Annotated in this window: 9 protein-coding genes and 2 tRNA genes; 4 read left to right on the plus strand and 7 right to left on the minus strand. The window is 68.7% G+C overall.

The features are described from left to right. Window positions 1–472: 472 nt before the first annotated feature. The gene (locus tag AB4Y67_RS09660; RefSeq protein WP_441405554.1) at window positions 473–880 is read left to right on the plus strand and encodes a hypothetical protein; all 408 of its coding nucleotides are present in this window, start codon (window positions 473–475) and stop codon (window positions 878–880) included. Window positions 881–956: 76 nt separating this feature from the next. Here the strand turns inward: AB4Y67_RS09660 and AB4Y67_RS09665 are convergent. From AB4Y67_RS09665 to AB4Y67_RS09695, 7 genes are all read right to left on the minus strand, one after another. Next, window positions 957–1,029: transfer RNA gene (locus AB4Y67_RS09665), tRNA-Asn, on the minus strand. 136 nt (window positions 1,030–1,165) lie between these two features. Next, window positions 1,166–1,238 (minus strand) — tRNA-Asn (locus AB4Y67_RS09670). A gap of 133 nt (window positions 1,239–1,371) precedes the next feature. Then, window positions 1,372–3,321, minus strand: coding sequence for a DNA primase (gene dnaG / locus AB4Y67_RS09675; protein ID WP_441405555.1), 1,950 nt, complete (start codon window positions 3,319–3,321; stop codon window positions 1,372–1,374). A 52-nt stretch (window positions 3,322–3,373) separates the two neighbouring features. Then, window positions 3,374–4,663 (minus strand): deoxyguanosinetriphosphate triphosphohydrolase, encoded by a 1,290-nt coding sequence (locus AB4Y67_RS09680; protein ID WP_441405556.1) that lies wholly within the window; start codon window positions 4,661–4,663, stop codon window positions 3,374–3,376. Continuing rightward, a complete protein-coding gene (gene dusB, locus AB4Y67_RS09685) occupies window positions 4,656–5,837 on the minus strand; it encodes a tRNA dihydrouridine synthase DusB (protein ID WP_441405557.1) in 1,182 nt (393 codons plus the stop codon). The genes AB4Y67_RS09680 and dusB overlap by 8 nt, the downstream gene beginning before the upstream one ends. A gap of 64 nt (window positions 5,838–5,901) precedes the next feature. Further along, a complete protein-coding gene (locus AB4Y67_RS09690; protein ID WP_441405558.1) occupies window positions 5,902–7,383 on the minus strand; it encodes a YibE/F family protein in 1,482 nt (493 codons plus the stop codon). An 81-nt stretch (window positions 7,384–7,464) separates the two neighbouring features. Beyond that, on the minus strand, window positions 7,465–8,838 hold the full coding sequence (locus AB4Y67_RS09695; protein ID WP_441405559.1) for an FAD-binding oxidoreductase: 1,374 nt from the start codon (window positions 8,836–8,838) through the stop codon (window positions 7,465–7,467). 330 nt (window positions 8,839–9,168) lie between these two features. Between AB4Y67_RS09695 and AB4Y67_RS09700 the strand changes: the two genes are divergently transcribed. The 3 genes from AB4Y67_RS09700 to AB4Y67_RS09710 are packed head-to-tail and all read left to right on the plus strand — an operon-like array spanning window position 9,169 to window position 11,640. After that, the gene (locus tag AB4Y67_RS09700) at window positions 9,169–9,927 is read left to right on the plus strand and encodes an alpha/beta hydrolase (protein WP_441405560.1); all 759 of its coding nucleotides are present in this window, start codon (window positions 9,169–9,171) and stop codon (window positions 9,925–9,927) included. Continuing rightward, on the plus strand, window positions 9,927–10,772 hold the full coding sequence (locus AB4Y67_RS09705) for a DUF1295 domain-containing protein (protein ID WP_441405561.1): 846 nt from the start codon (window positions 9,927–9,929) through the stop codon (window positions 10,770–10,772). Before AB4Y67_RS09700 ends, AB4Y67_RS09705 begins: the two co-directional genes overlap by 1 nt. A 1-nt stretch (window position 10,773) precedes the next feature. Next, on the plus strand, window positions 10,774–11,640 hold the full coding sequence (locus tag AB4Y67_RS09710; RefSeq protein WP_441405562.1) for a lysophospholipid acyltransferase family protein: 867 nt from the start codon (window positions 10,774–10,776) through the stop codon (window positions 11,638–11,640). Window positions 11,641–11,678 lie beyond the last annotated feature (38 nt).

Raw genomic sequence — 11,678 nt, forward strand, 5'->3', positions numbered from 1 at the left:
GGGAACATCGAGCCGCGGCCCGGTCTAGGCGCTCCTGCCCAGTTACACGTTCTAAGAACGCGCCCGTACCCGGACTATCCCCGGAATGTCGCGGGCGGCCACTGATGCACCCCGGAGTAACTGGGAAGGAGCGTCGGGCCCTGGGACGCGAGGCATGTCGCCTCCAACAAGCCCAGGCAAGGTGTGCTGAGACTCTCCGGGAGGACATGTCCAGTGGTCGCGGCCAAGGGCGGCATATGGGGACCATGTCCAAGCGCCTGCCTCACCATAGGGCATGTCCCCTCCAGCAGGCCCAGGCAAGGCTCGGCGCGACTCCCCCAGAACGACATGTCCAGTCCTCACGGCCAGAGGCGGGCATATAGGGACTATGTCCACGTGCCAGCCTCAGCGTGGGGCATGTCCCTGGGGGTGTGCTGCCGCTGGTGCCTCCCGGCCCTGTTCCAGCCCCACCCCGGGCGATAAAGTTGTAGATGTGCCCCACTGGCAGGATCATCCGCCCCTACCGGCCACGTGGCAGCGGTGCGACGCCGGCATTCTGCCACTGTGGTGGGATCGCTTGTGCAGTCAGACCAGCCAGCAGTCTGCGGCGCTCTTTGCGGCCGGATTGTTTACCGAGGACCGGCGGCGCCCGATCGCGCAGTGGTACAACCCGGCCTTCGATTCGGCCCTTCTGGTCGCCCCCGAGACCTCCCCCGAGTGGCCTGTGCAGCGCTTCGGCATCTTCTACGCCCCGGCTGGCGGCGGCTTCACCCAGATCCACTCCGCCCCGCACGAGTGGCACCCCCGCGAGCCGCGCAAGTCCCCCACCGAGCTCGAAGCCTTCCAGGGTGCCGTGGCGGAGGCCGAGCGGTTTCTGCAGGTGGAGATGTACTTCGTCTGAGAACGAACCTGAAACGACATAAGAGGGCATAAAAAAGGTCCCGCAGCCGGTTTTCGCTGGCTGCGGGACCTGTCCGCTCCTCCTGCTGGACTTGAACCAGCAACCCTTCGATTAACAGTCGAATGCTCTGCCAATTGAGCTAAGGAGGAATGAAGCAGGTATGACATTAGCAAAGGTTTTGCCGCTTAGGAAATCGGCCCCGTTTCCTCCCGGCCGGATCCCGGAGATACCCCCTCCGGGTATAAAAAAGTCCCCGTCCCGGTAACCCGGAACGRGGACTGCGCGCTCCTCCTGCTGGACTTGAACCAGCAACCCTTCGATTAACAGTCGAATGCTCTGCCAATTGAGCTAAGGAGGAATGAAGCGGATATAAGCCTAGCAAACACCCGGCCGGGAAGTGAAATTGCCTCCCGGACGGGAGCACCCGGGACAACAGCGCGGGAGAACACGAGACACCAGCGCCGGACAACACGGACACCAGCGCAGGACTGTCAGGCCTCCGAGCGAAGGGAGCGCCGCTGCATCTCGAGCTCCATGAGCTCGCGGTTCAGCCGCTGGAACTCCTCCGGGTCGGATGACGCATCCAGGCGCTGCAGCTGTCCCATCTTTTCAGCCTTGACCCTGGTGATCTGCAGCTCGAACAGGCGGGCCAGGATATCCCGGCAGTAGCGCAGGACGCCGTCGGCGGTGCTGGCCGGGAGCGGCACCACGGACAGCTCGGACACGAGCGGACGCAGCGGCTCGGGAACCTCCTGCAGCAGTTGTTCCACCCAGCGCACGGGGTCACCCGTGAGCGCCAGGCCGTTGGCCCGGATGGCCTCATGGATAGCCAGGTACGCCGGCGTCGAGAACCTCGCCTCGGAGAACCGCTGCCACGTCTCACCTTCCAGCATCCCGGGCTGTTGCAGGGCAACCTCCAGGGCCTGCCGTTCCATCGCTGCCACAGGGTCCCGCGGATCGGGCCGGTTGAAGGACGGCAGGACGGGCGACGGCGGCAAGGGCGCAACCCCCGGCGCGGATCCCCCGCCGTACCCCGACCCTTGGCTGCGGCCCTGGCCGTTGCCCGGACCCTGGTAGTGGCCGGAACCGCCGTTGCCCGACGGCGGCTGGGCGGCACGCTTGGCGGCCGCCCCCACCGCCCGGCTGACCTCCTCGACGGGCATGCCCAGCCAGCCGGACAGTTCCCGGGCGTAGGCAGGACGGATCCCGGCGTCGCGGATCTGGGCCACCACGGGGGCGGACTCCCGCAGGGCGGCGACGCGGCCCTCGACCGTGTCCAGGTTGTGCCGCTTCAGGGAGGCCCGGATGGCGAATTCGAACAAGGGACGCCGGGAGCCGATCAGGTCCCGGACGGCGGCGTCGCCCTTTGACTGACGCAGCTCGCAGGGGTCCGCGCCAGTGGGCTCCACGGCCACGTAGGTCTGCGCGACGAAGCGCTGGTCCTCTTCGAAGGCCCGCAGGGCCGCCTTCTGGCCGGCGGCGTCGCCGTCGAACGTGAAGATGACCTCGCCGCCGCTGCCGTCGTCCGAGAGCAGGCGGCGGGCAATCTTGATGTGCTCGGTGCCGAACGCCGTGCCGCAGGTGGCGACCGCCGTCGGGATCCCGGCGAGGTGGCAGGCCATCACGTCGGTGTAGCCCTCCACCACCACGAGCTGGCGGTCCTTGGCGATGTTGCGCTTGGCGAGGTCGATCCCGTAGAGAACCTGCGACTTCTTGTAAAGCGCGGTCTCCGGCGTGTTCAGGTACTTCGGACCCTGGTCGTCCTCGTAGAGCTTGCGGGCACCGAAGCCGATCGTGTCCCCCGCGATGTCCCGGATGGGCCAGATCAGCCGGCCGCGGAACCGGTCGTAGATACCCCGGCCGCCTTCGGAGAACATGCCCGTCAGCTTGAGTTCGGGATCGGTGTAGCCCTTCCCGCGGAGGTGCTTGAGCAGGGAGTCCCAGCCCTGCGGGGCGTAGCCGACGCCGAACTGGTCGGCTGCCGCGCGGTCGAAGCCGCGTTCGTGCAGGAAGTTGCGGCCCTCGGTGGCCCCCGGGGTCAGCAGCTGGGCGCGGAAGAACTCATCCGCGAGCTTGTGGGCATCGAGCAGGCGCTGCCGCCGGCCCACGTCCTCGCGGTTCGGGCCGGAGCCGCCGTCCTCGTAGCGGAGCTCGAAGCCGATGCGGGCGGCCAGTTTTTCGACGGCCTCGTGGAACGATGTGTGGTCAAGTTTCTGCACGAAGGAGATGACATCGCCGTCCTCGCCGCAGCCGAAGCAGTGGTACCTGCCTACCTGGGGACGGACGGTGAACGAGGGCGAGCGCTCGTCGTGGAACGGGCACAGGCCCTTGTAGGAGCCCAGCCCGGCGCCCTTGAGCGTCACGTAGCCGTCAACGACTTCCTTGATGTCCGTCCGCTGGCGTACTTCGTCGATGTCTTCGCGTTTGATCAGGCCGGCCACAGTGCCATCCTAGTACCCGGGTACGACGCCGCCGGGCCGGTTATGGCGCCTGTCACCACAGCGACGGCAGGCTGCCCACGAGCCGCTCGTACATGGCCAGCGCGGAGCCGTCGGTCAGCGACGCGACCTGGTCGATCACGACGCGCAGCCGCGCGCCGTCGTCCGGGGCGTCGCGCCAGTCGGCCGCGAACATCGGCTCCAGATGGCGGTCGCCGGTGGCGCTCAGGGCCGTCACGAGGGCGTGCAGGACCTCGCGCTGGCGTTCGTAGATGGGCTGCCGGTGTTCGGTGGTCATCACGAAAGTGGTGGCCAGGCCCTTCATCACGGCGATTTCCATCACGGTCTCGTCCGGCACGATCAGCTCCGCGTTGTAGCGGGTCAGGTTCTCCGGGCCGTAGACCGCGCGGGTGGACGCGAGCGCACTCTGGCAGAACCGGCCGATGAGCTGGCTGGTCATGTCCTTGAGCGCCGCCATCGACTTGCGGCTGCCGTCGGCCTCGCGCACCCAGACGCTGGTGGCTTCGAGCCGGGCGAGGGCCGCATCAATCGCGGCGGGGTCGTTGTGCGGCAGGTACCACTGCTTGGCGTACCCGACCACGCGGGCGCGGTGGTCCGGGTTGTCCATCCAGCGGAGCTGGAAGTGCCCGGCGACGATCGCGTCCTCGACGTCGTGCACGGAATAGGAGATGTCGTCGGCGAGGTCCATGACCTGCGCTTCCAGGCAGGAGCGGCGCTCCGGGGCGTCCTCGCGGATCCAGTCGAAGATCGGCAGGTCGTCCTCGTAGGCGCCGAACTTGCTGGTCCGCTCGCCGTGGATGACGGGGGCGTTCGCGGCCGACCACGGGTACTTCGCCGCAGCGTCGAGGCTCGCCCGGGTCAGGTTCAGGCCGGCCGGCCGGCCGTCGGCAGTCACGACCTTGGGCTCCAGCCGCGTCAGGAGACGCAGCGTCTGGGCGTTGCCTTCGAAGCCGCCGATCGCGTGCGCGACCTCGTTCAGGGCCGATTCGCCGTTGTGGCCGAAGGGCGGGTGGCCGAGGTCGTGGCTGAGGCAGGCGGTGTCCACGACGTCGGGGTCGCAGCCCAGGGCGCGGCCCAGTTCGCGGCCCACCTGGGCCACCTCGAGGCTGTGGGTCAGGCGGGTCCGGACGAAGTCGTCGGTGTCCGGGGCCACGACCTGGGTTTTGGCGCCGAGCCGGCGCAGGGCCGAGGAATGCAGCACCCGGGCGCGGTCGCGTTCGAAGTCGGAGCGGTACGTGGACTTGGCCGGTTCCTCCACCCAGCGGGCGGAGTCGCGGGCCACGTAGCCGTCCAGCACGGGTGCGGTGGTCCTGGTTTCAGCCACCGGACACGTCCAGTTCCGCGTGGCAGATCTCGCGCGACTGCTCGGCGTCCATGCTGCGGTCCAGCAGCCAGTCCTTGGGCAGTGCGGGTTTCTTGGGCGAGCCAGCCCGGCCGCGGGGGCCCTCGGCGTCGACGCCGGGGTACGGCGAGTCAAGGTCCAGCTGGTCCAGCGTCCCGCGGAGCACTTCGAGGCTGGTCACCATCGCCAGTTTGGTCCGCAGTTCGCTGCCGACCACGTAGCCCTTGAAGTACCAGGCCATGTGCTTGCGGATCTCCCGGAGCGCCTTGCCTTCATCGTTGCCAAAGGTCTCCACCATCAGCTCGGCGTGGCGGTACACCCCTTCGGCCACCTGTCCCAGGCTCGGTTTGTGGCGCTCGTCGCTGCCTTCGAAAGCGGCCATGAGGTCGCCGAAGAGCCACGGGCGGCCTTGGCAGCCGCGGCCCACCACAACGCCGTCGACGCCGGTCTCGCGGACCATCCGGATGGCGTCCTCGGCGGACCAGATGTCGCCGTTGCCGAGAACCGGAATGTCCGGCAGCGCCTCACGCAGCCGGGCGATCGCGGACCAGTCGGCCTGGCCGGAGTAGAACTGCGCGGCGGTGCGGCCGTGGAGGGCGACGGCGGCGACGCCGGAGTCGCGGGCGATCCGGCCGGCGTCGAGGTAGGTGAGGTGGTCCTCGTCAATGCCCTTGCGCATCTTGATGGTCAGCGGGACGTTGCCCTTGGAGGCTTCCTTGACTGCGGTCTGCACGATCGAGGTGAACAGGTCGATCTTCCAGGGCAGGGCGGACCCGCCGCCGCGCCGGGTCACCTTGGGCACGGGGCAGCCGAAGTTGAGGTCGATGTGGTCCGCGCGGTCTTCCTCGACGAGCATGCGGACGGCCTGGCCGACGGTGACGGGGTCCACGCCGTAGAGCTGGACGGACCGGACCTTCTCGTCGTCGTCGTGGGAAATGATCCGCAACGATTCCGGGGTGCGCTCCACGAGGGCACGGGAGGTGACCATCTCCGCGACGTACAGGCCGCCGCCGTATTCACGGCAGAGCCTGCGGAACGCGGAGTTGGTGATGCCCGCCATGGGAGCCAGGATCACGGGGGTGTCCACCGTGAGGGGGCCCAGCTTCAGGGGCGGGAGTTCCAGCTTGGGGGCGGGAGGGGTAGCTACAACAGTCACCCGTTCATTGTCTCAAATCCGGGCAAATCGGCCGGATCCGCGCCAGCTATGTGGAAATCCGGCGTCAGTCCCGCGGGGCGGCGCGGCGTCCGCGGCGTCCCGCCGGCGCCGATTCGAAGGCGTCGGCGGGCGCGACGACGTCGTCCTCCAGCCGGCGGTCGGCGTCGTCATCGAGCCAGCGGCTGCCATTGTCCGCAGCAGCACTGGTGCCGGCGCTGCCGGCGGCCTGGCGGCCGGTGTTGCCGACTGAATCGTCCCCGCTCCCGGCGTTCCTGCGGCCGCCGGCCACGCCGCCCAGTGCCTTGATCCCGGTCGCCTTCACGACGAGCACGGCGATCAGAGTGGTAACCGGGATCGCCAGGACCAGCCCGACGGAGCCGACGAGCGTGCGGATCACTTCCTCCGAGAGTTCGGCGCTGGTCAGGGCATCGCCGAGCGGCCGCTCGTAGAGCATCACCAGAATCAGCACGGGAAGGGCCGCGCCGGCGTAGGCGAACGCGATGGTGTAGACGGTGGAGGCGATGTGGTCCCGGCCGATCCGCATGGCGGAGGTGAAGAGCTGGCGGGCGGTCGTTTCCGGGGCCAGTTCCCAGAGTTCCCACACTGCGGAGGACTGGGTGATGGTGACGTCGTTGAGGACGCCCAGGCCGGAGATGATGAGGCCGCACAGGATGATGCCGGAGATGGAGATGTTGTCCGAGACGTTCGCGAGGGCGGCGGAGTCGTGGCTGCCGACGCCGGCGAGGTTGGCCGCGTCGGTGGCCCAGGCCGCCAGCAGTGCGGTGATGGCAAGGCCGAACATGGTGCCCAGCAGCGCCGTCGAGGTCCGGGCGGAGAATCCGTGGGCGAAGTAGAGCACCCCGATCATGATCACCGTGGACCCCACCAGCGCCAGCAGCAGCGGCGGCTTGCCCTCCACCAGTCCCGGCAGCATGAAGGACACCAGCACTCCGTAGGCCCCAACGAGCCCGATCAGGGCCCGCAGCCCGCGCCAGCGCGCCACGGCGATCACAACGACGGCGTAGAGCACGGCCAGGAAGATGATCGGCAGGGTCCGGACGAAGTCCACAAAGACGTAGGCGGGGGTTCCCTGGGCTTCGGAGCCCTGGACCTTGGAGAGGTTCAGGTAGCGGATGTTGTCGCCGGCCTTCACACCGTGGGATTTGGCGACGTCGGGGTTGATGACCACCTTGACGGGATTGCCGCCCTTGTCCGGGTCAGTGAACGCAAAAGTGCACTGCGACCCCTGCTGCGCTGCAGCGTCCGCCCCGGCCTGTCCCTGCTGGACGTCCATGCAGCTGCCGGTGACAACGCGCTGGATCTTTCCGGTATCGAACGTGACCCCCGGCGCGGCCGCATAGGGGCTGGCCAGTGTGATGCCTTCCTTGCTGCCCGAGGGCCACAGCAGTGCCATGGCCACGAGCGTGAGCAGCGTCAGCGGGATCAGGACGGCGGCCAGGATGAGGTTGGCTTTCTTCCGTGCGGCGAGCGCCCGGGGCGTCGGGTCCGTGTGCCCAAGCGGAGCGTGTGAATGTCCGGCGCCCATCAGCAGTTCAACCTCATGCCGAAGACTTTACGGGGTTCCGCGGCTCCGTCCGGACCCATGACGGGCCGGGACCCCGCTAGGCTACGCCGGCAGGATGTTCTGGTTCACGTGGAAGAGGTTCTGCGGATCGTACTTGGCCTTGACCTCCCTCAACCGCTTGTAGTTCGGTCCGTAGTTTTCCGCGACCCGGGGCAGGTCGTCGCCGTCCATGAAATTGATGTAACCCGCTGTCTCTGAGTACGGCTGCAGCGCGGCCGCGTAATCCCTGACCCAGGCGATATTCGCCTCGGTGTCGCCTGCATCCTCCCAATGGCACGCTATGACCGGGGAGAACCTGGCGTTCCTGTTGGGGAACGCTGTGTCCGTGGCCCCCACCCGGTGCACGGCCCCGTCGATCGGATAGATATGCACGGCGGTCTGGACGGTGGGCACCCGGCGGCCGAAGTCCAGATGGGCGCTGATGGCTCCGTCGTTGAGTTCGGTCAGGAAGGCCGCTTTCCAGTAGGCCAAGAGCCCCTTGGGATACATCCCGTCGAAGGCCGAGTTCAAGGCCGGATAGGGCATCGGCCCCACCATGGACCCTGCCAGCGGAGCAGCGTCGAGGAATGGTTGCCAGCGGGCCGGCCCCTCGGCCGGGTCGCCCGTCCACATGCCGACCACAATGCAGACGGGCTTCCCGTGCCATTCCTCCGGGAGGAACGGGACCGGAGGCCCCTGGTGGAAGGCGAGGAACGCGCCGAACTCTTCGGGCGCTGCCGCCATGTGGTCACGATAGAACTTCGCAACCGTTTCGGCGTGCTCCGCGGGGTAGATGACAATGCCGGCGTGGACCAYGTCCACGGGGTGCAGGCGGAATTCCAGCGAAGTCACGACGCCGAAGTTCCCGCCGCCGCCGCGCAGCGCCCAGAAGAGATCCTCGTTCTCGCTCTCACTGGCCGTCAGGAACTTGCCCTCGGCGGTGACCACATCGGCCGAGAGGAGGTTGTCGCAGCTGAGTCCGTACTTGCGGTCAAGGTAGCCGATGCCGCCGCCGAGGGTTAGCCCGGAAACCCCGGTCGAGCCGACGATGCCGCCTGTGGTCGCGAGCCCGAAGGCATGTGTGGCGTGGTTGAAGTCCGCCCACGTTGCGCCGGCCTCGGTCCTGGCTGTTTTGCCGGCCGGATCGACCCGGACCCCACGGGTGTGGGCAAAGTCGATGACCAGGGCCTCATCCGCCGTGCCAAAACCCGGCCCGCTGTGGCCGCCGCCGCGGACGGCCAGGGCCAGGCCGTTGTCCCGGGCGAAGTTGACGCCCGCAATCACGTCTGCCACCTGGGACACCCGGACCACTGCTGCCGGCCTTTTGTCGATCATGCCGTTCTGCACTGCCCGCGCCTCGTCATAGTCCGCATCGCCGGACGTGATGACCTGCCCGCGGACCTGCTCGCGCAGGCTATCGAAGTTGGTTCCATTCATTTTCTGTGCCGTCGATTCGTCGTGATTTCCGACCCGGACGGTGGTTTGTGCTCCCAGCCGGCATGACGCCCGGAGGTTTACGAGCACAAGGCTTACTCCTCCGCCCGAGGCCCGTCAAGAGGTCCGGACCTGCGCCCGGTCGGTCCGGCTCGCGGAACGCCGGCCCGGAACGCTTTCCCGCCCCATCTTTCTCGGGCACAGCTCCGAATGTCCTGTGGACATGTCCCCCGCGAAACAGGGGGAAGTGCCCGCCCCTTCGGGGGGAAAGCTTGAACCGCGGGCACCGCGCCCTATGGTTGGAATTGTCGGATGAGATGTGGAGGACACAGCGTGGCCAGACGCAAGATGGACGACCGTGAACCTGCGGCGGCGGGAGCCGGGGCGGATGCCAGGGCCGTGTTGAGCATTGCCGGAGCCATTGGGGAAACCCGAGGCGTCGCCCTGGTCCTGCACGGCGGCCGCGCGGACAGCTACGAATCCGTCCGCGGAACGCACCTCAGCCCCGCCCGGATGCTTCCCTTCGCCCGGGCCCTCCGGCGTGCCGGCGGACGCGACGGGCTGGCCGTCTGGACGCTCCGGAACCGGTACCGGGGCTGGAACGGGAAGGACATGTCCCCTGTGCAGGATGCCCGCTGGGCCCTCTCCCGCATCAGCCGCGAACATCCGGGAGTCCCCGTCTATCTCCTCGGCCACTCGATGGGCGGCCTGACCGCGCTCTACGTCGCCGACCACCCGCAAGTGGAAGCCGTCGTCGCCCTCGCGCCCTGGCTCAACGGCGAAACCCCGGTGAACCGCGTGGCCGGGCGCCGCATCCTGATCGTCCACGGCACCGACGACCGCTGGACCAGCCCCGCGAACTCGCTCGCTTACGCACGCCGGGCCGACGGCGTCGCGGAGTCCGTGGACTACGTCGCCCTCAAGGGGGCGGGACACTTCATGTTCCGCCGGATCAGCCTGTGGAACTCACTCGCGACCGGCTTCATCCTCGACGCCTTCGCCGGCAGTTCAGGCCGCAATATCCAGAGCCGCGCCGACACGTTCCGCAGCCTCCTTCCCGCGGCCGGCGCCAGCCTCCCGGTGGTGATGTGATGCCGGACTTTCCGCTGAACGCCTTCCTGGCCAGCCTCCCGTGGGTGGCCACGGGGCTTGTTGTGCTGCTGGCCGTCACCTACGCCGTGGCCGTCCGCCAGAGCCGCCACTCGGTCATCGACACCGTCTGGGGCCTCGGCTTCGTCGTTGCGGCCTCCATCTCCTGGTTCCTCTCGGCCGGACACGGCGACGGCGGCCGTCGCCTGCTGCTGCTGGCGCTCGTGGCGGTCTGGGGCATCCGCCTTGCCCTCCACATCGGCCTCCGGGCCCGCGGCGGCCACGAGGATCCCCGGTACGTGGACATGCTCTCCTCCGCCCCCGGGTCCCGCAACATCTACGCGCTGCGCAAGGTCTACCTGCCGCAGGGCGTGATCCTGTTCTTCGTCTCGCTTACCGTCCAGGTGGGGATGTTCAGCACCGGGGGCCTCGGCTGGCTGGCCTGGCTGGGCGTCATGTTCTGGGCGGTCGGCTTCGTCTTCGAGACGGTCGGCGACTGGCAGCTGGCACAGTTCAAGAACGACCCCTCGCGGCGCGGCACCGTTCTCGACACCGGGCTCTGGCGCTACACCCGCCACCCGAACTACTTCGGCGACGCCGCCGTCTGGACCGGAATCTTCCTCGTCGCCGCCGATTCGTGGCCGGGCGTGCTCACCGTCCTGTCCCCCGTGCTGATGATCTGGCTGCTCGCCGGCAAGTCAGGCAAGCCGCTGACCGAAAAGGCCATGTCCGCCCGCCCCGGCTACGAGGAATACGTGGAATCCACCTCGGGGTTCCTGCCGCTGCCTCCGCGCCGGCCCCGCAGCGCCGGGCACCAGCAAGGCAAGCAGCAGCCGGGCGGCCGCTGAGATGCCCTGGCGCCCCCAGCCCAGCGACCGCTTCTACCGCGTCATTGTCCGGACCGGGCTGGCGCTGCGCCGGCTGTTCCGGATCCGAGTCATCGTCACCGGGCAGGAGCACCTCCCGGAGCCTCGCAGGGAGACCGGCGAACTGGGCAGCCAACCAAGCAGTCAACCAACCAGCGGCCCGCACCGCTCATCCCGCAACGCTGTCCCGGGCACCGGCGCCGTCGTCGCGATCACGCACTTCGGCTACCTCGACTTCGCGTTCGCCGAACTGCTGCTGTGGCGGCACGCCAGGGTCCAGATGCGATTCCTGGTCACCCAGGGCGCTGCCGACCACTGGTTCGCCGGACCCGCCATCAGCGCCGCCGGGCACGTCGTCGTCGGCTATGACACGGGAGCGCACGCCTACGACGCCGCCGTGCAGAAGCTCCGCGCGGGTGAATACGTCGCGATCCTGCCGGAAGCCGGGGTCAGCCGCAGTTTCCGGGTGCGCGAATGCAAGACCGGCGCCGTGCGGATGGCCGCCGAAGCCGGCGTGCCGGTCATCCCGGTCTCCGTCTGGGGCGCCCACCGGCTGATGACCCGCCGCCACGGCTTCTCCCCGGCCCGCGCCTGGCGCGCCCCGGTGCGGATCCACGTGGGCGAACCGGTGACCGTTATCCCGTCCCGGGACGCCGCGGCGGCCACCGAAGCGCTGCGCGCGGTCCTCCAGTCCGGGATCGACGCCTGCATCGCGGACTTCCCTTTGCAACCGGCTCCGGGAGCGTGGTGGATGCCGGCGGAACTGGGCGGCGGGGCCCCCAGCGAAGCGGAACGGCGGCGGCTGGACGAGGCCGAGGGCCCGCGGCGCGCAGGCGGCCGGCGCCGATAAGCCCGGTTACCGCGATCGTCTTGACTAAACTCCATCGG

The organism is Arthrobacter sp. YAF17, from assembly GCF_052113365.1.
Taxonomy (GTDB): domain Bacteria; phylum Actinomycetota; class Actinomycetes; order Actinomycetales; family Micrococcaceae; genus Arthrobacter.

Excerpts from the sequence above, each read along its gene's own strand:
- AB4Y67_RS09690 (WP_441405558.1), bottom strand. The coding sequence starts at position 7,383 with ATGGGCGCCGGACATTCACACGCTCCGCTTGGGCACACGGACCCGACG.
- AB4Y67_RS09705 (WP_441405561.1), top strand. The coding sequence starts at position 9,927 with ATGCCGGACTTTCCGCTGAACGCCTTCCTGGCCAGCCTCCCGTGGGTG.
- AB4Y67_RS09710 (WP_441405562.1), top strand. The coding sequence starts at position 10,774 with ATGCCCTGGCGCCCCCAGCCCAGCGACCGCTTCTACCGCGTCATTGTC.